The organism is Actinoplanes sp. NPDC049668, from assembly GCF_044465445.1.
Lineage (GTDB): Bacteria > Actinomycetota > Actinomycetes > Mycobacteriales > Micromonosporaceae > Actinoplanes.
The window spans coordinates 1,425,843-1,444,275 of sequence record NZ_JBITLR010000001.1 but is presented as its reverse complement, the minus strand read 5'-3'; the positions used below and the strand labels follow the sequence as shown (position 1 = coordinate 1,444,275).

The window sequence follows — 18,433 nt, the reverse complement described above, 5'->3', positions numbered from 1 at the left end:
CCGCTAGCTGTACTGACCCGTGAGGTTGGGGACGCGGCTGGCTGGTGGCAGGCCGTTGAGTGCGGTGTGTCCGCGGTGGTGATTGTAGGTGTGGATCCAGTCGGGTAATGCTTGACGGCGTTCGGTCTCGCTGGTGTATGGGCGGGCGTAGGCCCATTCGTCGAGCATGGTGCGGTTGTAGCGTTCGACCTTGCCGTTGGTTTGTGGCCGGTAGGGCCGGGTTCGTTTGTGCGTGATCCCAGACGTGGTGAGGGTGTCTCGCCAGAGGTGTGAGCGGTAGCAGGCGCCGTTGTCGGTCAGTACCCGCCTGACGGTGATGCCGGCGGTGGTGAAGAAGGCGTGGGCGCGTTGCCAGAACGCTGTAGCGCTCTCGCGGGTCTCGTCGGGCAGGATCTCGGTGTAGGCGAGCCGGGAATGGTCGTCGACGGCGTTGTGCAGGTATTGGTAGCCCAGGTTCGGCCGGTTGGTCAGTTTCCGGGGCCGGTGGGGATCGCGGTGGGCGCGGCTGTGGCGTGTGCCGCCGGCCCGGCCGTGGATCTTGTGGCCGCCGCCGTCGGGGATGTTGCCGAGTTTCTTGATGTCGACGTGGATGAGGTCGCCGGGCTGTTCGTGTTCGTAGCGGCGGATCGGCTGGCCGGTGGCCCGGTCGAGGTGGGTGAGCCGGGCGAGGTGGTAGCGGGTCAGGATGCGGTGCACGGTGGCCGGGTTCAGGCCCAGCAGATAGGCGATGCGGGCGGGGCCCCAGCGGCGGAGGACGCGGATCTTGATGATCCGCCGTTCGGTGCGTGTCGGGGTCCGGGCCGGGCTGTGGTGCGGGCGTGACGAGTGGTCGGCCATTGCTGTGGGGCCGTCGCTGCGGTAACGGTCGGCCCAGCGTTTCGCCGTGGTCGCTGATACCTGGAAGCGTTCCGCGGCCCGGCGCAGTGGCCATCTGTCGTCGACCACACAGCGGGCCAGGCGCAGTCTGCCGGTCTCGGACAAGGGTGCATTACGGTGGGGCATGAGGGCCTCCGCAGGTTCGGGGTAGGACGTCGCAATCCACACCGAACCCGAAGGCCCTCACCTATTTCAAGATCTCCCCGTCACCAACGTCCGTGGTCAGAACAGCTAGCCCTCGCCCGGCAGATCATGCAGGATCAGAGCGTGAACCTTCTGATCCTGGGTGGCTCTTGGTTCGTCGGGCGCGTCATCGCAGAAGATGCCGTGGCAAGAGACTGGAACGTCACCGTGTTTAACCGAGGTCGATCGTCCACACCACCGGACGGCGTTCGGACCATTCATGGGGATCGTGAGAACGGCGAGGATCTAGCGCGTCTGGCAAGTGAGGGACCCTGGGACGCAGCGATTGATGTGGCGGGCAGCGTGCCCACGATGGTCCGCGACGCCGCGCGCGCACTGCAACGGGCCACACGCAAATATGTATTCGTTTCCAGCGTTAGCGCGTACGCAGGATGGCCGGCCGAGCCGGTAACCGAGTCCTCGCCGCTCCATGAAGGCGATCCAGACATGGGCTCAGGAGACGGGCCGTCCCACGCCTACGGACCGATGAAGGTCGGGTGCGAAGCTGCAATCCGTCGTGAGTTCGGCGCCGACCAGAGCTTGATCTTGCGGCCCGGCGTGGTGCTCGGGCCGCACGAATACGTGGGACGCCTCAAGTGGTGGCTCGGCAGAGCACTCCGAGGTGGCCAGATCCTCGCTCCGGGCAGGGCGGACCGAGTGATCCAGCCGATCGACGTTCGTGACCTGGCGACCTTCGTGTTGGACCAGATCGCCGGCGGCGGCGCCGGCACCTACAACGCCGCCGCTCCAACCGATCGGACATACCGTGACCTGCTGATCGCCTGCTTGGCCGCCACGGGCGGTAGCGGCGAACTCCTTTGGACCAATGATCAGTGGCTCGCCGCTCAGAATGTGCAGCAGTGGACGGAGCTGCCCTTGTGGCGAGTGCCGCCGGGCACGTGGGCGGTGGACACCCAACGTGCCACGGCGGCGGGCCTGGCGTGCCGGCCCCTTGCCGAAACCGTGCACGACACCTGGGCGTGGCTATCGTCGGGAGGCCGGGCGGTCGAGCACGAGCGCGACGCTGAACACGGGATAGAGCCTCGCAAGGAAGCTGCGTTGCTCGACGCAGCCCAAAAGGCTGGCGCGGTTGACGATCGCGAGACGTTTCCGGCTCAGTCCGAGCCCGCAGGCAAGGCGTAAGATCGTCCACCGCCGATGAAGTGCTCAATTGCTCCTGAAAGGTCACGTGCATCGGGGCTGCCACGGAAGTGACTTGCGGTCAGCTCAGGCCGAACTCGGAGAAGTCGTTGCATGATCGGATAGGTACGGAGGCCCTGGTCAAGCGCAAGGATTGGCTGTAGAGCCGCTCGGGCCTGCGCCAGGTCGCGCGCAAGCACGTGGGCGGTGACCAGGTCGGCCCGAGCACCATTGATGCCGCCGGACCAGCGGTTTTCGGCTGACGCCTGTTTGTACAGCTCGACCGCCTGACTCGAATGGATAGCGGCGTTGTCGCCGTCGTCCAGAGCGATATAGGTCGACCCGGCACTGAATGCCAACCGGGCTCGGTCGAAACCGAATTCACCTCCGACAATCTCGTCACCGGGCTCGGCGTAGGCATCGAGAGCGCGGTCGAGTTCATCGCCGGCTTCTGTGGCGAGCCCCTGCATACCAAGGCAGCGGGCATGGACAGCGTGAAGACGAGCGGCAAGCGGACCCTGACCAACCAGATCAAGGCCCCGGCTTGCGTGCATGGCACCACGAGCAGGCTGTCCGGTCCAGATGGCCGCGGTGCATTGTACGGAGTACGCGAACGCCTCAGCCATGCGATTGCCGATCAGACGGCCGTAAGTCGCCCCGGAGCGGGCTTGCTCCGCCGCGGCCTCCGGAACGCCCAGGTCAAGGCTGATTCCGCCCAGCAGGGAACATGCCAAGCTTGCGACCTGGTAGAGGTCTGTCTCTTGGGCGGGCTGGCTTGTGCGGTCGAGCAGTTGGTAAACCGTATTCCGGATGCGAATGAGCTTCCCGTGCAGTTCCAGAGGCGGCACGGTCGCATAGTCATGAGCGGCTGCAATGACTCGGTCACGCAAGGTTTCAATCGATGCGTCGTCGGCGTAAACACCAGCGGTGGCGGCGTGGTCGCCTGACTCGTGAGCGGCGTTCATTAATAGCGTCCTAAGATCTGAGCCGGCGTCTGCCGGTGGCTCAATTGGCGCCGTAGCGGTAGGGACGGGGGCTGCTGGCGGGGGGCCGAGGAGTACAGCAATGGGCTTGCCCCAGAAACTCTCTGACACGCGGCGGGCCGCAGGGTGTGGCAACTCGATGAGGTCGCCGCGGAGCCATCGCGCAAACTGACGCACCGTCAGCGTTGCGTCCTCACGCAAGACGGACGCGTGACCGCTCCATGCCTTGACGATCTCGTCATGCGAACGGGTGTCGCCATCGACGATCATGGCCAAGAACGTCTTGCGCGGCTTCCTGCTGGCCATCTTCACCACCCCGCCCGTCCGTCACGGCTTCTGCCTGCCCAACGGTAGGTCTCCTATACCCGAGTGCCCACTTTGCAACGTGAGCGACACGGAGAAGTCTGTTCGGTGCCTACGCGTCCGTCTGACGTCATTGCCACGTCATAGACCGCTGAGTTACCGGCGAACAATGCTGTTCGTGACCAATGGTGATCGCGGCCCTACCGGCTGGCAACCGTAGGAGGCGCAATGCAGCATCGCAAGAGGAAGCGCAACTGGTGGCGGCTCTTCCACCGGCCACGCTGCACATGTGGCCTGCCTTGGCCTTGCATCGAGGCGTGGATGGCAGCGGTCCGGCAGCGCGAGGAGTACCGAACGCGCACATCGGTCAGTGACCCTCCGTCGTGTACTCCGGCTTGGAACGCGAACACGAAACCGCTGTTCCAGGTCGGCCGGGCGGGCACGCTCACTCCGGCGCAGGAACTTCGGTCGAGAGGGAGCGCCTGATGCTGGTCCCCCGCACGGAGCACCAAGGCATACGGCCGGGCTGGGATTGCAAGGTGTGCGGCGAGTCGTGGCCGTGCGCCGTCGCCAAGGTCGAGCTTGCCGAGCAGTACCAGAAATTCCCCACTGGTCTCGCCGTCTATCTCGGCTCGTGCCTGATCGAGGCGATCGACGATTGCGCCGCGGGCACGGGCGGACTGCCGCCTGACCTGTACGGGCGGTTCATCGGCTGGACCGACGAGCCTGGGCTCGCCGCCCAACTCCGGTAGGTACCAATCCGTTCAAACAAGACGCCCGGCCCGGCCGCCTCCCTGGAAACGATCGACGGCCGAACCGGGGCCAGTGCACCACCCGCGAGGACGGACCCCGCGGAAGCACACGTAAGGAGAGCATGCCATGCCCAAGAACGACCTGTACTCGGTCGAGATCCCCGACGACGCGTTCCAGACGCGCTGCGGCGGCAACGGCCTCACCTTGGAGGGCTGCGTCTCGTACGCGGACATCCCCCAGCAGCCGGGCGCCTACGCCATCCGCGACACCAAGCTCGGGGCGGCCGGCCCGGAGCTGCGGTTCAGCGCCGCGGAGATGAAGGACTTCATCGCCGCCATCACCGGCGAGGGCGACAACGCCTGACCCGCAAGGCCAGTTCATCGGGTGGGCCGCCGAAGGGCGGCCCGCCCACCTAACGAGAGGCAGATAGACCGCATGACCGCAGCGCAGCGGCACTGGCACGGGTACATCTGGACAGGGCCGGGTAAGGATCTGAGGAACGAATTCCTTCGCCGGCCCGGTGCGCTCGGCACTCCTGATCGCCAGGAATTCATGCGGTCCGCGCTGCCGCCGTTGCATCTCGGCCATTACCTTCTGCGCCGAACTGCTACGACTCAAGATCGCACCTGGACCGATCCCGACGAGGCGATCGGGTGGATGGCGAGCACCTACCTACAGCACCCACCCCTGACCGGTGACGGAGGCTTTCCCGCTGTTGCAGGTTGGGTACCCGTCGCCAGTGATGTGGGCGTGGAGGCTCGGCGAAAGACCTCCCGCGATGCGCTGATCAATGGCGTGGATGCCAGTTGGGGTTATTGGACCAGCACCGGTGGCGCCTTCGTCTCTTACAGCGCCATCTGTTGTCCGAACACACACTTTCCCGAGATCCCATGCCCATTGCCGCCGCGGACCTGACTATCCCTGTATCCGGAGGTTGGAATGTCCCTCAGAATGCTGTTCGACGACGCCACGGTCGAGGAAATGATGACGACCTGGCCGACTAAGCCGACGGTCTACCAGGTTCCGCCCGACAGTGTCCTTCCGAACATCGTCAACGCAAAGCTCCTCAACACGTACATCGACACCGGCTGCGCACCGGGTGACGAGGTCAACGTCATCAAGGACGGCGCCGCGCGCCACCCACGGGGGTACACGACGGCCGGCAAGCTGGACCCGTCCAAGGTCACGATGTGGCGGGGGCGCGGGTTCAGCTTCCAATTGCGCAACCTCGATCGCTGGTATCCGCCGCTGCACGCCATGTGCCGGACGATCCAGCAGGAAACCGGGTTTGGCTGCTACGTCTCCGCGTTCCTGACTCCGGGAGGCACCCAAGGGCTTGACTACCACTGGGATCAGAACATGGCCATCGTCTACCAGGCATCGGGCCGGAAAACATGGCAGATCTGGCACCCCGTGGTGGAGGAACCGCACCGCGCTTACAAGGCGTCCAACCGGACACCGATCGGCGACCAGATCGAGCGGTGGAAGACCAAGGGGCCTGACGAGGAAATCGTGCTGAAACCCGGCCAAGTCCTAGTCCTGCCGCGCGGGTGGGCACACAATCCGCATGCGTTCGACCTGCCCGAGGAGAGCGTCCACCTAACGTTCGTGGTACGCGAGCGCACCGGCTTCTGGATCAGCGAGAAGTTGACTCAGGCCGCGATCGAGTCACTTCCGCTGCGGCAGGTAATCGCACCGGGCCGCATCGTCGACGAGGACGCCCTCACAGAAGAGGTCGAAACGGCGCGCGACAACCTGATCGCTTGGCTCAGCGAGACCGACGCAAAGGGACTGGCCTCCGAGCTACTTGGCGTGGCCAAGAGCGAGCTTGAACCGGACTACGTCTGATTCATGCGGACCGCCCGGCTCGGCGGGGACTTCCCCCCGTGATTCCCGCCGAGCCGGGCTTTAACCTCCTACCTTCGCTCGCGCCCGGAGAGGTCAAAAGGTGGCACCAAGCACGGCAGAAACGACGCAGCGGAGGCCCGTCACAGGCGAGTACGAACCGTTGATCGGCTACGTCGCACCGATCCCCAACCACCCGAACGGGTGGTGGCAATCATGGCTTCCCGAAGCGTCCATTGAGCACACGATCGGAACCCACCAGGACGAGACACAAGCGATCGGGTTCCTGAGGCAACTAGAGCGGCATCGCCGAGGCCGGCTGTAGGCGTGGCCATCAGCCGATACCCTGACGCTGTGCTTGCGGCTGACACTCCCTCGGTAACCGACTGGATGCAGGGATGGGGAAACATCCTCAGCCTCGTGGTGTCCACCGGCGCGCTGGTCTTCACCGGCTGGCTACTCCGCCACGAGATCCGCGTACGCCGCGAGGATCAGGAGGACCAGGCCGGGGCTCAAGCTCGGCTTGTCGTCGGCAGGATCATCAATCTCTCCCGAGCCACGAAAGACGACATTTCCGAGCCAGATTCAGGCCCCTTCAGGGGGATTGGCTGGAGTGTCGAAAACCACAGCGATTCTTTGATCATGGATGTGTCCATCAGGATTTTCGGGGATTGGCTACCTGATGGGTTGATCGATCGAGTTGCAGATGTCATGCGAAGTGAGGACGTTCGCGGTGGTTTTGATCTAGGATCGCCCATCGGGATCGGCGAAAAGGATGCAAGGGCTGACTCCAAGGTGGAGATCAAGTTTACAGACGCTGCTGGCCTAATATGGACCCGAATAGACCGAGAACAACCAGTTCGCCTATTTGTGGGTCGCGCTCCACACAGCCGAAAGGTGTCGCTACCGATAGTCGCCGCCGTCCTCGGAGTCGCAGCAGTTGGTCTCAGTGTGGTCGCGCTTGCCGTGCGCTAATAGCGGCTCACCCCCGGGGTGCCCTCCAGTCGAGGTTCGCGGTGTCACAACAGGGGTGCCCACAGAGCGTGGGCGCCCCTGCTGTGCAGCGCGGATCAATGTCCGTCTGCGCGCCAGCTCTGTGGCTACCGCCGTCAATCCGACACCGTTCGACCCTTCAGCAGTACGACGACTCGGGCGCAGCGCGGATGGCAGGTCTGGTCCGTGAGGCGGCCTTGTTGGGCGGGTGAAGGTTGCCGCTTGCCTCCGCGACCCTCTGTCGGGTGTGGACTGTCAGAACATCACTCGCAATTTGCCCGACGGCTGGCGAATTCTGCCCGACTTTGATCAGGTTCTGGAGTTCTCGGCGGTTTTGTCCGCGCGCTAGGGTTGGTTCGTACATGTGTTCTAAGTAGTGCCGTTGAAGTGGGACTTCGCTTGTACGATCTGGCTCGTTCGATATTTCGGGCGTCGAGGTACACGGGGGTGTAGATGGAGTGATGACCGACAAGGTGAGTCGAATCGAGTCATGGGCCGTGCTCGGTCTGAAATTGGCAGGAGTTGGCGCGGTGGCCATCTGCCTGTATCGGCGAACCGTGGCGGCCCACGCGGCGTTGTCCGCCACGCGGTCGGAGTTCACGGAGGCGATCGAAGCAACCCAGCGTGAGGTTGCAGCTCTCCATAGGCTTGCCGCCGATGAGAACGTCGTGTATCTCCGCGGTTGGATGGACGGCAACTCGGGGGCAGCCGGCCAGGGACGCGGACCTGTTGCGTAGTGGAGCTGGAAACGGGATGGGTTGAGGGTGCGGGCGGGGGCTGGGCTCGCCCGCGTTTTCTTGTCGCCGCGCGGACCGTTGTCGGCGGGCTCAAGTTGCAGGCCTGCGGGGCGAAGCTCCGTTGCATGATCCGTTGCGAAATCCCGGGGTATCTGCGCGGTCACACGAGGGCATGGAAGGACACTCATGCAGGTCAGAGGGCTTGCGTAGCCTCTCGTATCCTCGGGGATCTCTGCGTTGGACCACCTACGGATCAGAAGGTTAGGGGTTCGAGTCCCTTCGGGCGCACCAGCAAGACAAGGCCCTTCACCGGCCACAACGGCGCGGTGAAGGGCTTTTCTCATACTCACGCTTCTGCTCACTGAGCTCCGCGGGAGCCACGCTGGGAGCCACCGGGATTCTGGAAGTCATCGACTGCAAGCGTTCTGCCGCCGGCAGGGCGCGTTTAGCTGTCGTGTATCACGTGGCGGATCCGTGTTGCACATCAGTCGACGGAGTACATCCACCTTCGTGGATGCCTAGTCCCAGGTGATGGTTGACGGTTGGCCTAGGCCTTTGGATCTCGATCTTTACACTGGGTGACCGTCATGACGTGATTTCGGGTCTCCTGGGCTCGCAAGCTCGGCCAGCGTGCCGTCGCGTCCGGTGGCGAGACAGTCCGGGTAGCCAGGGAGGTGAGCCGGATGGCTCAGCGGCGGTGGAAGTTATGTGCTGCGGCAGCGTCCCTAGTCGCAGCGCTGCTCAGCGGTTGCAACGCTGACGACATCAGTGACGATGAGGTCCCGCTGGCCAAGGGGGAAAGCCTCGGCGAACTCCGGCAACAGGCCGGCCAGGCTCTTGATCGTTACGACAAGGCAGCTGTTGCAGCCGGTCCGTCGGCATCTGTTGAGGTCAGCCCGCCACCGTGGGATGCCGACAGCCCACCGCCGGGCCTTTCCATCGAAGCGGCGAGGGGAGCACCGGCTGGCACCCAGCTGAGCGTCACCTTCACCGGCGCGGGCGGCCCGGCGACCGAACCCTGTGGTGCCGACTACCACGCGGAGGCCGTCGAATCTGCCAGAGCCGTCGTAGTCATCGTGATCGCGCAGCCTCACGCTGCCAACGAGATGTGCACGCTTGAGGGCTACAAACGCACCGCCAAGGTGAACCTGGCGCGGCCACTGGGCCGACGGGTAGTCCTGGAAGTGCGAGAGGGTCAACCGGTCCCGGTGGAACGCGCCCTGATCACCGAGTAACGAAGCAGCGCTAGCGTCGCACGGCAGGTGTCAAGCATCAGCCGTCACGGGACAATCCACCTTCGTGATGTGACCCGACAACTGATGTGCGACAGGTCTAGGTTCAGGAAGTTGATGGCCGACGCCTGAACCCCTCCCGGTCGCGGGGATTACACGAACATCTTGAGTAGCGGCTCAAGGACCTCGGTCCGTTGTTCGTCCTCGGTCGTGAGCAAGGCGGCCCGCACGCGGTCCTGCAGGCGCTTCCCCGTGTCCTCGCCGATGCCCGACGGAGGACATCCACCTTCGCGTGGAGCACTGCCGAATTGATCTCTTCTGAATCAAGGCGCCGCGCAAGCGCGGGCCGCACCACCGACGACGTTGATCCTTGGCTCGTAGGATCTGCGATCCTTCCCGCATGAGCAGCTCCGCACCCGATGACACTGTGGCCATGTACCTGCGGCGCATCGAAGCGCTGACCGCGCAGCTCATCACCGCGGACGACCCGTACCAGGTCGGCGTGGAACTCTGGAGCGTTTCCCTCGGCACCCTGGAGGCGGGCACGCTGTCAGGAAACATGTGTGCGCTCTGGGGCGCACTCACCGACTGGGCCGAGCGCAAACCCGACGAGGAACCTGCCGCCAAGGCGGAGATGGTCCGCGCCGCCCAGGCATGGCTGGCACTCGACCCCCACGACCACGAAGCCGTAGAGAGTTATTTCGACTACTGGTTGCACGGGGTGTGTCGCTACGAACGCGATACCGACTAATGCCCCCAGCGGGAGCCTCGGGCGGACGGGATGGCTCAAGGCGGAGCGGTGGCGTGCAGCGAGCGTGCGACTCATAACGGTGATCATGGGAAATCTGCGGTATCCACGGGACAACAACACCGCGGTTTGTCAGCCCCGGACAGCAGAACGACCACCGTGCGTTTCCGCAGGTGGGCGGTGCTCAAAGCCCGGCGAGAGGCTTGGTGGCCAGGGGCGGGGGCGAACCGCCGACCTTCCGATTTCAGGCACAACGAGGAGTTGGTCCAGCAGGCGCGGTCCCGAGTCCGAGACGACGACTGACCTGAAGCGACCCCCGCAGTTGGGAGCCACCGCCGAGAGCCACCGAGGCGATCAGCTACGGACGCGTACGAGATTGAATGCCTGCCGGGTGGTGGCGGCCATGATCCGAACCGATCTGGACCATCGAGACGCGGCGACTCAAATTTACGGATCAGAAGGTCAGGGGTTCGAGTCCCTTCGGGCGCACCAGTTTGAGATGGGTCTGAATCGCGGAAACGCGGGTCAGGCCCTTCTTGTTGTCCGGGCCGCGCGCATAAAAGAACAATCATGGAGGTACGGGCTAATCGCCCGTATCCCCATCAAAGTCTGTTGATCATTCACGGTCACGCCCGTACTCTCGTGCTCCTGACCAGAGGAGCACCAGTGAAGTACGCATATGGTGTGCTCGTCGCGGGGATGGTCACCACTTTCCTGACAGCGTCCCCGGCCGAGGCTGCGAACACCGCTTCTGAAATCATCCGAGACGGCGCCGTTCTCTTCCACGAGCGCACCCCCGTCAAAACCACGCCGGTCACCGGCAAGGGCGTGACCCGCTCCGACTTCGACGGCGACGGCCGCGACGACCTGGCGGTGCACCACTGGAACGGCGTGTCCGTCTCCTATTCCTCCGCACCGCACCGGGATCAGCTCAACACCGAGGACCCGCCCGGCAGCGGCAACTTCGGCACCGAGATGGTTACCGGCAACTTCAACGGCGACCGGTACGACGACCTCGCGGTGGCCGACTCCTACGAGGCTGACCTGCGCCTGATGGGATACCGGTCCGGCTCGGTCTGGATCTTCCCGGGTGGCCCGGGCGGTCTTCAGCCGAATGCCGTCAAGCACATCAACCAGAGCTCCGCAGGCGTGCCGGGCACCGCCGCGGAGGGCGACCAGTTCGGCGCCGCCCTGGCCGCCGGCGACATCACCGGCGACGGCCGTGACGAGCTCGCGATCGGCATCCCGCTCAAGAAGGCCGGCGGCAAGAAGGAGTCCGGCGCGGTCGTGGTGCTCAAGGGCAGCGCCTCCGGCATCGTCACCTCCGGCGCCACCTGGATCAGCCAGGCCACCGGCGGTGTGCCGGGCGGCCCGGAGACGCGGGACCACTTCGGCAGGAGTCTCGCGATCGGGAAGATCGACAAGAACAAGTACGCGGAGCTCGTGATCGGCGCTCCGCAGGAGGACGACGGCACCTCGTACGAGGGCAGCGGTGTGATCACCCAGTTCTGGGGTTCCGCCTCGGGCGTCTCGTTCAAGAAGGTCACGACCGTGAACGGCCGGCAGGTGAGCCTCACCGCGAAGCTGCGCGACACCTACGCCTGGTACCTCGGCGAGAACCTCGCGATCGGTGACACGACCGGTGACGGGTACGGCGAGGTGATCGACGGCAACTCGAGCGCGCAGGTCGGCGGTCACATCAACCCGGGTCTCGTGGTCAGCCTGGCCGGCCGCAAGACCGGGCTCTCCGCCAAGGGCGTCATCGTGATCTCCCAGAACAGCAAGGGTGTCGAGGGCGCCGCGGAGAGCGACGACCGGTTCGGCTCGTCGATCGCGGTCGGCGACGTGACCGGTGACAAGCGCGCGGACGTGCTGGTCGGTGTGCCGAACGAGGGCATCGGCTCGAAGAAGGACGCCGGCTCGGTGGTGCTGCTCAAGGGCTCCAAGAAGGGTCTGACCGGCGTCGGTTCGCAGACGATCACCCAGAACTCGGCGGGTGTGCCGGACAGCGTGGAAAGCGGCGACCACTTCGGATCGTCCGTGGCTCTGCTCAACCTCAACGGCACCGGCGGGTTCGACGCGGCCGTCAGTAGTCCGGACGAGCAGGTCACCGGCGACACGAAGGGCTACGGCTCCGGATCGGTGACCCGGCTCTACGGCGGCGCCAAGGGCCTGGGCTCCGGAAACGTCACGAACGGCCGGTTCCTCGGCGTCCTCGGCGCGCACTACGGATGGGAGATCGCCCGGTGAGGAACGTCGTACGGATCGGCGTCGCGGTGGCCTCGGTCGCGGCCGTGACGATGGTGGGCACGCCCGCCGGCGCCGCCGCGAAGACCGGCGTCGCCACGGTCGAGGACACGACCCGGGTGCAGTTCGTCGCCGCCGCCAAGCAGACGAACCGCGTGGTGCTGACGCGCTCCGGGAACACGATCACGATCGACGACCGGGTGGCGATCAAGGCCGGCAAGGGCTGCAAGGCGGTCAAGGGTGACAAGACCAAGGTCCGGTGCACCCCGAAGAAGAAGCCGACCTGGCTGAGCGTCCGCACCAAGGACAAGAACGACACGATCGTCAACAAGACCGACCTCGGCATCACGGTCCGGGCCGGCTCCGGCAACAACCGGATCACCGGCGGGCCGCGCGGCGACAATCTCTACGCCGATGACGGCAACGACGTCGTCTTCGCCGGTGGCGGCAACGACTACGTCTACGCCGGGTTCGGACGTAACGAGATCCACGGCGGGGCCGGCGACGACGACCTCAGGGGTGGCGAGAACACCGACTACCTCTACGGCGACGCCGGCCAGGACCGGCTCAGCCCGGGCGGTGGCAACGACGTGGCGCGCGGCGGCGCGGACAGCGATCTGTTCGACGAGGGCGCTGGCAAGGACACGCTCTACGGCGACGGCGGCGGCGACTCGTTCGTCCAGAACAAGTCCTACGGTCGGGGCTCGGACACGATCCGCGGCGGCGCCGACTCGGACTCGGTCGCCTACTACCGCACCAAGCGGATCGTGGCGGACGCCGACGGTGCCAAGGGCGACGACGGCGAGGCCGGCGAGAAGGACTCGATCGGTACGGACGTGGAGGCGCTCGAAGGCGGCAGCGGCAACGACTGGCTCGCCGGCAACGCCCTCGCCAACTCGATCAACGGCGGCGAGGGCAACGACACGCTCGTCGGCCGAGCCGGAAACGACCAGCTGACCGGCGGCGACGGCAACGACAAGCTCTACGGCGACGCCGGTGACGACGAGCTGAGCGGTGACTACGGCAGCGACCTGATGGCCGGCGGCAGTGGCAAGGACCTGGCGGCCTACTACTACCGGCTGGTGCGGGTCGTGCTGGACGCGGACGGTGTGGTCGGCGACGACGGTTCGGCGGGCGAGCGGGACACCATCCGCACCGACGTCGAGGACCTCGCCGGTGGCTGGGGCGACGACCTGCTCATCGGCACCTCCGGGCCGAACCTGATCCGTGGTGGCGCGGGCGCCGACGTGATCAACGGCGGTGGCGGCAACGACGAGCTGCACAGCGACGACGGTTCGCGTACGGGCGTCGACAAGCTCTACGGCGAGGCCGGCGACGACGTGCTGCACGGTGACGGCTACGAGACGTACAGCCGCTACCTGCTCGACGGCGGGGCGGACTACGACCGCTGTGTGCCCGGATATCGCGGCACGGGCGAGCTGGTCGGCTGCGAGCAGACCGGGGAATGACGGGAGGCTTGGGTACGGGTGCTCCGCCCGTACCCAAGCCCGGGTTTTCTCTTTAACGCGGTTCGGGCCGCACCCGTCACTTGGTGTAGGTGAAGTACTTCCAGGCACCCGCGGTGGTGTGGTTGAGGCTGTCCCCGGATTTTCCGTTCAGGTACTCGACCCGCACCCGGAACCGCTTGCCGACCCGGGCACCGGTGACGAACGTGAAGGACGCCTTGCCGGTACTGCTGAGCTTCGTGTCCCGGCTCGACCACAACTGCCACGATCCGCCCGACCGCACCTGGATGATGGTGCGCACCTTGCGGCCCGGGTAGGCGGTCACGGTGTGCGTGATCAGTGGATCCTTCGACTTCCTGAAGTACTGATACTTCGTCTTCCCGATCTTCGCCGTCTTGTAGTGCCGGCTCAGTTTGGTGCTGGCGCTGACACCCGTATACAGCTGGACCGGCACCGACTTGGCGTAGTAGTGGTCATCACCGGTGAAGGCGGCGAACACCCTGCTGTTGCGGGTGAGCTTGACGGACGCGCTGGCCTTACCCGCCGCGTTGACGGCCACCCGCTTGATCAGTCGCTTCGGCTGGTCGGTGCCGGACGGGTCGATCCAGAATTCCACCACCCGGTTCTTGTGCGTGGTACCGAGCGTGGCGGTGAGGTTCACCGTGGTTCCGTAGGAGTGGACGTTGCTGCTGGGGCTGCGGGTGAGGGCAAGTTTCGGCTCGAGCCGCCTGATGTCGATGGTGGTGATCTCAACGACCGCCGCGTATGTGTCGTCACCGGCGTACTCGACTAGGTACGCCGCGAAGCCCTCAACGGTCGGAGTGTCGGTGAAGCTGAAGGCGCCCGCGGCATTCGTCCTGACGGTGCCCAGTCGGGTCTTCCCCGGCGCCACGTTGTAGTCCCGGCTCACGGTCAACTCGGTGCCCGTCGGCAGCGGCGAGCCGTTCACGCTGATGGTGCCGGTCAGGGTGACCGGCATGTTCGGCCGGCCGCTGGCTGGAATCTGAAGCTGGATCCGCGGGTACACCGGGTCCGGGATCGGCGGGACGGTCGGGTCGGGGACGACCGGGTCGGGGTCGTTCAGGGTGTAGAGCCAGTACTCGTCGGCGTGGTCGCCGGTGACGGCGAAGAGACGTGACCCGCCCGGTTCCCAGGTGATGCTTCGGTTCAGCACCGAGTGATCGCTGCGGCTGGCCGGTGCGGGCAGGGCGAACGACGACTCGGGCGTGTCGGCACCGTCCCGGTAGATGTAGACGTCGGTTTCCGGAGTGGCGTTCATGGACGAAATCGCGACCCGGCCGTCCTGAGCGACGTCGACACCGCTGAGGGAACTGAGACCGGGCCAGACTCTGGCCTGGGAGCCGTCGGCGATGGCGGTCCGGAAGACTTTGCCAGACACCAGATGGATCAGGTGTGCGCCGTCCCCGGCGATCGCCACGTCCTTGCCGTACTCGCCGAACACGCTGGTCGTGAGCTTCAGTTCGGCGGCACCGGACGAGACGTCGTACACTAGGGCGTTTCCGCCCGAGCCGCTGACCTTTCCGACGACCAGCAGGCCCGGAGCGGAGGATCCGCTCGAAAGCGCCGGAGGCTCGCTGAGGCCGATGACGTCGGCGTCGTACAGGTCGACCTTGTCCGTGGCCGTGTCCACCGACCCGAAGGTGCCGTCGAAGCCGACCTTGGCCGAGAACCAGATCTTGCCGTTGACCGGCGCGGCGAGGTCGGAGAGCGCCACGGTGGCCGGAACGGGATAGCGGGCCGCCTCGGTCACGGTTTCGGTGGTGAGCGCCACGACCGCGTGATCCGCCTGCGCCGCGGCGTAGAGCAGGTTCGAGTCGGCGGAGAGCGCCAGGCCGGTGACGCCGGCGAGACCGCTCAGCTCCCCGAGCTTGTGGCCCTGATAAGTGGTGGCCACGACCTTCCCGGAGTCGGGATCGCTGATGAAGACCCGCTTGTGGACGGCGTCGACGGCGATGTCGCCGAACGAGGTGATGGGCAGTTTCTCATCGGTGTCGGCCGCTGCCGTGCCGACCGAGATGCCGAAGGCCACGGCAGTGGAGCCGGCGAGGACGGTGGCCGCGAGGGCGGTCCGGACAAGACGCATGGAGTTACCCCGTATCGATCGATTCCCTTGCGGGCCAGCGCAGAATACGAGAGATCCGGACCGATCTTGATCATCTGAAAGGTTCGTCACGGAAGTCGAGTTGCGGGAACGACGAAACGGGATCGTCCAAACCTTGAAAGACATCTATGATCCTGATCAGTTTCTGACACGGGGGAGTTTGTCGATGTCCCGCTCACTCTGGCTGTCCAGGGCCGGCCTGGCCCTGCTCACCTCCACTGCCGCGGTTGGCGTTCTCGCCGCGCCGGCGCAAGCGGCCGCCACCGGCGTCGCATCGGTCAAGGGCACCAAGGTGGTCTTCACCGCAGGGTCCAACAAGACGAACAAGGTCGTGATCACCCGCTCCGGGCGAACCGTCACGATCGACGATGTGGTGGCCGTCAAGCCTGGCAAGGGTTGCAAGAAGGTCAACACGTCGAAGGTTCGCTGCACCACCGGCAAGACACCGACCCGGGTCAGTGTCTCGCTGGGCGCCAAGAACGACTCCGTGGTCAACAAGTCCGACCTGCCGCTCTCCGCGCGAGGTGGTGACGGCAACGACAAGCTTTACGGCGGTCCGCGTGCCGACTCGCTGACCGGCGGCGACGGCAACGATCAGATCTGGGCCGGCGCGGGTAACGATCATCTCTACGGCGAGCTCGGTGCCGATCGGCTGCACGGCGGGGCCGGCGACGACTCTCTCGACGGCTACGAAGGCAACGACCGCCTGTACGGCGAGGCCGGCCGCGATGCGATCGACGGCGGGCCGGGGAACGACCGCGAGTACGGCGGGGCCGGCGAGGACCGGCTCTACCAAAACCCGATCCCGTACGCCACCAGCGGCTCCGACCTGGTCAGCGGGGGTAGTGGCGTCGACTTCGTCTCGTACCAGGGCCGGACCCGGGCGATCACCGCGGATCTCGACGGTGCCAAGGGTGACGACGGTCAGACGGGCGAGCACGACACGCTGCTGGCCGATCTCGAGGGGATCGAGGGCGGCGACGGCAACGACCGGCTGACCGGCCACGGCGGGTATGACAGTTTGACCGGCGGCCTCGGCAACGACACCCTGCGCGGCCTGGGCGGCAACGACTACCTCGTCGGCGGGGACGGCCAGGACCGGATCGAGGGCGGCGACGGCAATGACGCGCTGGTGGGCGACTACGACTCGGCGAGCGCCGTCGCGGACGTCCTGCTCGGCGGAGCCGGCCAGGACACCGTCGACTACTTCGGCTACGCCCGGCCGATCACCGTCGACCTGGACGGCGCGTCCCGGGACGACGGCCAGGCCGGTGAGCACGACACGGTCGGCTCGGACGTCGAGATGGTCGTCGGTGGCCAGGGCTCGGACCACCTGACCGGCAACGCTTCCGCCAACCGGCTGTTCGGCGAGACCGGCAACGACGTGCTCCGCGGCGGCGCCGGCGACGACCTGCTCTCCGGCGATGACGGCAACGACACGCTGTGGGGCGAGGCCGGCGACGACTGGCTGGACACCGGCGGCGGCCTCAGCACGGAGACGGACCACCTGGACGGCGGCGACAACGCCACCGAGAAGGGGGACAACTGCTACGCGAGCGAGGCCGACACCACGGCGAGCTGCGAGTACTCCGAGCAGTACTGGCCCGGCCCGGTGCCGGGCGGGCTCCGCTGACCCGTGAGGCCGTCAGGTTCGCACGGCATTCCCTTCGTGACGTCTCTCGGGAGAACCACATGCGACTTCTGAAACACCGCGCGGTGTCCGCGCTGATCACCGTGGCCCTGGGTGCCGTCGCGGGGCTGGCCGCCGGCACGCCCGCGATGGCCGACGACCCGGACGTCACCGCGCCGGTCGGGCGCTACCAGCTCGACTTCACCAAACTCTGGGACGGTCAGAGCGCCACCCTGACCCCGCTGGAGGTCTCCGACGACGTCTCGGCCCAGCAGGACATCCGCCAGTACATCGACTGGGGGGACGGGGGCTTCACGTACGTCGACGGCGACGAGAAGCCGGAGCCGCACCGGTTCTTCAATCCCGGGTCGTACACCGTGACCGTCCGGGTCACCGACCGGGCGGGCAACTCGTCGTCCGGGGTGTTCGTGGGCACGGCCACGGTCACCGTGGTGAAGATGCCCGGCACGTACAAGATCGTCAAAAAGGAGGTGTACATCGGCGACCCCGCGATCGTCACCCTGGCCGACATCCCCAGCGATGTCACCAAGGTCCGGGTGTGGTGGGGCGATGGTAAGGACACCACGGTCAGCCGGACGACCAAGCAGGTCAAGCACTACTACACCAGCTCGACGAGCTGGTATGTAACCGTCCTGCTGACCAATGCGGCGGGTGAGGCCTACGGCCGGGAGATCGGCAGCATCTACGCCGCGTTCGACGAGATCGCCCCGCAGGTCTCGGTGACCAAGCCCAAGAAGCCGACGTACGTGTCGTCCTGGCGCACCGTGAAGGGCAAGGTCAGTGACCGGGGCCGGGGGACGGCCGCGGTGGGCGCCGCCTTCATCCAGCAGCGGGGCGGCAAGTGGTACTACTACACCGGCAAGAAGTGGACCAAGGCGAAGTCGCTCAACCAGGCCCTGAACAAGACGCGGACGATCGAGGTGCGACCGACCGCGAAGAACACCTGGCAGATCAAGATCAAGGGCCTCAAGAAGGGCACGCTGTACGTCTTCTACGCCGCCGTCGACAAGAACGGCAACCAGTCGGAGTCCAAGGTCAAGAAGCAGAAGCTGACCCGATAGCCCAGCCGGCAGAAGGTCGGGGTTCGAGTCCCTTCGGGCGCACCACCGGATATGGCCTCCCACGGCAGTGGGGGGCCATCGCCCTTTCCTGGC

At 65.9% G+C, this 18,433-nt stretch carries 16 protein-coding genes; 13 read left to right on the top strand and 3 right to left on the bottom strand.

Annotation, left to right across the window (positions count from 1 at the left end):
- Positions 1 to 3: 3 nt before the first annotated feature.
- Positions 4 to 1,002: an IS481 family transposase gene (locus ACIBSW_RS06745; protein ID WP_354718583.1), complete on the bottom strand. Its 999-nt coding sequence runs from the start codon at positions 1,000 to 1,002 to the stop codon at positions 4 to 6.
- A gap of 126 nt (positions 1,003 to 1,128) precedes the next feature.
- Between ACIBSW_RS06745 and ACIBSW_RS06740 the strand changes: the two genes are divergently transcribed.
- The gene (locus ACIBSW_RS06740; RefSeq protein ID WP_404799236.1) at positions 1,129 to 2,202 is read left to right on the top strand and encodes an NAD-dependent epimerase/dehydratase family protein; all 1,074 of its coding nucleotides are present in this window, start codon (positions 1,129 to 1,131) and stop codon (positions 2,200 to 2,202) included.
- Here the strand turns inward: ACIBSW_RS06740 and ACIBSW_RS06735 are convergent.
- Positions 2,175 to 3,488 (bottom strand): hypothetical protein, encoded by a 1,314-nt coding sequence (locus tag ACIBSW_RS06735; protein ID WP_354718579.1) that lies wholly within the window; start codon positions 3,486 to 3,488, stop codon positions 2,175 to 2,177. The genes ACIBSW_RS06740 and ACIBSW_RS06735 overlap by 28 nt on opposite strands.
- 482 nt (positions 3,489 to 3,970) lie before the next feature.
- On the opposite strand from ACIBSW_RS06735, the gene ACIBSW_RS06730 reads away from it, so the two are divergent.
- The 10 genes from ACIBSW_RS06730 (at position 3,971) to ACIBSW_RS06685 (ending at position 13,509) form a co-directional block, all read left to right on the top strand.
- Positions 3,971 to 4,237: a hypothetical protein gene (locus ACIBSW_RS06730; RefSeq protein ID WP_354718577.1), complete on the top strand. Its 267-nt coding sequence runs from the start codon at positions 3,971 to 3,973 to the stop codon at positions 4,235 to 4,237.
- 127 nt (positions 4,238 to 4,364) lie between these two features.
- Positions 4,365 to 4,601, top strand: coding sequence for a DUF397 domain-containing protein (locus tag ACIBSW_RS06725; RefSeq protein WP_354718575.1), 237 nt, complete (start codon positions 4,365 to 4,367; stop codon positions 4,599 to 4,601).
- 72 nt (positions 4,602 to 4,673) lie between these two features.
- Complete coding sequence (locus ACIBSW_RS06720) at positions 4,674 to 5,153, top strand: hypothetical protein (protein ID WP_354718573.1); 480 nt, start codon at positions 4,674 to 4,676, stop codon at positions 5,151 to 5,153.
- Positions 5,154 to 5,189: 36 nt separating this feature from the next.
- On the top strand, positions 5,190 to 6,086 hold the full coding sequence (locus ACIBSW_RS06715; RefSeq protein ID WP_354718572.1) for a JmjC domain-containing protein: 897 nt from the start codon (positions 5,190 to 5,192) through the stop codon (positions 6,084 to 6,086).
- Between the two features lie 351 nt (positions 6,087 to 6,437).
- A complete protein-coding gene (locus ACIBSW_RS06710; protein WP_354718570.1) occupies positions 6,438 to 7,058 on the top strand; it encodes a hypothetical protein in 621 nt (206 codons plus the stop codon).
- Positions 7,059 to 7,537: 479 nt separating this feature from the next.
- Positions 7,538 to 7,813: a hypothetical protein gene (locus ACIBSW_RS06705; protein WP_354718568.1), complete on the top strand. Its 276-nt coding sequence runs from the start codon at positions 7,538 to 7,540 to the stop codon at positions 7,811 to 7,813.
- Positions 7,814 to 8,496: 683 nt separating this feature from the next.
- Complete coding sequence (locus ACIBSW_RS06700) at positions 8,497 to 9,048, top strand: hypothetical protein (RefSeq protein ID WP_354718566.1); 552 nt, start codon at positions 8,497 to 8,499, stop codon at positions 9,046 to 9,048.
- A gap of 397 nt (positions 9,049 to 9,445) precedes the next feature.
- The gene (locus ACIBSW_RS06695) at positions 9,446 to 9,796 is read left to right on the top strand and encodes a hypothetical protein (RefSeq protein ID WP_354718565.1); all 351 of its coding nucleotides are present in this window, start codon (positions 9,446 to 9,448) and stop codon (positions 9,794 to 9,796) included.
- Positions 9,797 to 10,459: 663 nt separating this feature from the next.
- Positions 10,460 to 12,043: an FG-GAP and VCBS repeat-containing protein gene (locus ACIBSW_RS06690; protein WP_354718563.1), complete on the top strand. Its 1,584-nt coding sequence runs from the start codon at positions 10,460 to 10,462 to the stop codon at positions 12,041 to 12,043.
- Positions 12,040 to 13,509, top strand: a complete 1,470-nt coding sequence (locus ACIBSW_RS06685) for a calcium-binding protein (RefSeq protein WP_354718561.1) — start codon at positions 12,040 to 12,042, stop codon at positions 13,507 to 13,509. The genes ACIBSW_RS06690 and ACIBSW_RS06685 overlap by 4 nt, the downstream gene beginning before the upstream one ends.
- 76 nt (positions 13,510 to 13,585) lie before the next feature.
- Here ACIBSW_RS06685 and ACIBSW_RS06680 read toward each other — a convergent pair whose 3' ends face one another.
- Positions 13,586 to 15,610, bottom strand: coding sequence for a hypothetical protein (locus ACIBSW_RS06680; RefSeq protein WP_354718559.1), 2,025 nt, complete (start codon positions 15,608 to 15,610; stop codon positions 13,586 to 13,588).
- Between the two features lie 184 nt (positions 15,611 to 15,794).
- Here ACIBSW_RS06680 and ACIBSW_RS06675 point away from each other — a divergent pair, with 184 nt between their 5' ends.
- A complete protein-coding gene (locus ACIBSW_RS06675; RefSeq protein WP_354718557.1) occupies positions 15,795 to 17,261 on the top strand; it encodes a calcium-binding protein in 1,467 nt (488 codons plus the stop codon).
- Positions 17,262 to 17,320: 59 nt separating this feature from the next.
- On the top strand, positions 17,321 to 18,340 hold the full coding sequence (locus ACIBSW_RS06670) for a hypothetical protein (RefSeq protein ID WP_354718555.1): 1,020 nt from the start codon (positions 17,321 to 17,323) through the stop codon (positions 18,338 to 18,340).
- The last annotated feature ends 93 nt before the right edge of the window (positions 18,341 to 18,433 follow it).

Excerpts from the sequence above, each read along its gene's own strand:
- ACIBSW_RS06705 (WP_354718568.1), top strand. The coding sequence starts at position 7,538 with ATGACCGACAAGGTGAGTCGAATCGAGTCATGGGCCGTGCTCGGTCTG.
- ACIBSW_RS06725 (WP_354718575.1), top strand. The coding sequence starts at position 4,365 with ATGCCCAAGAACGACCTGTACTCGGTCGAGATCCCCGACGACGCGTTC.
- ACIBSW_RS06740 (WP_404799236.1), top strand. The coding sequence starts at position 1,129 with ATGCAGGATCAGAGCGTGAACCTTCTGATCCTGGGTGGCTCTTGGTTC.
- ACIBSW_RS06680 (WP_354718559.1), bottom strand. The coding sequence starts at position 15,610 with ATGCGTCTTGTCCGGACCGCCCTCGCGGCCACCGTCCTCGCCGGCTCC.
- ACIBSW_RS06735 (WP_354718579.1), bottom strand. The coding sequence starts at position 3,488 with ATGGCCAGCAGGAAGCCGCGCAAGACGTTCTTGGCCATGATCGTCGAT.
- ACIBSW_RS06720 (WP_354718573.1), top strand. The coding sequence starts at position 4,674 with ATGACCGCAGCGCAGCGGCACTGGCACGGGTACATCTGGACAGGGCCG.
- ACIBSW_RS06700 (WP_354718566.1), top strand. The coding sequence starts at position 8,497 with ATGGCTCAGCGGCGGTGGAAGTTATGTGCTGCGGCAGCGTCCCTAGTC.
- ACIBSW_RS06730 (WP_354718577.1), top strand. The coding sequence starts at position 3,971 with ATGCTGGTCCCCCGCACGGAGCACCAAGGCATACGGCCGGGCTGGGAT.
- ACIBSW_RS06745 (WP_354718583.1), bottom strand. The coding sequence starts at position 1,002 with ATGCCCCACCGTAATGCACCCTTGTCCGAGACCGGCAGACTGCGCCTG.
- ACIBSW_RS06695 (WP_354718565.1), top strand. The coding sequence starts at position 9,446 with ATGAGCAGCTCCGCACCCGATGACACTGTGGCCATGTACCTGCGGCGC.
- ACIBSW_RS06675 (WP_354718557.1), top strand. The coding sequence starts at position 15,795 with ATGTCCCGCTCACTCTGGCTGTCCAGGGCCGGCCTGGCCCTGCTCACC.
- ACIBSW_RS06670 (WP_354718555.1), top strand. The coding sequence starts at position 17,321 with ATGCGACTTCTGAAACACCGCGCGGTGTCCGCGCTGATCACCGTGGCC.
- ACIBSW_RS06715 (WP_354718572.1), top strand. The coding sequence starts at position 5,190 with ATGCTGTTCGACGACGCCACGGTCGAGGAAATGATGACGACCTGGCCG.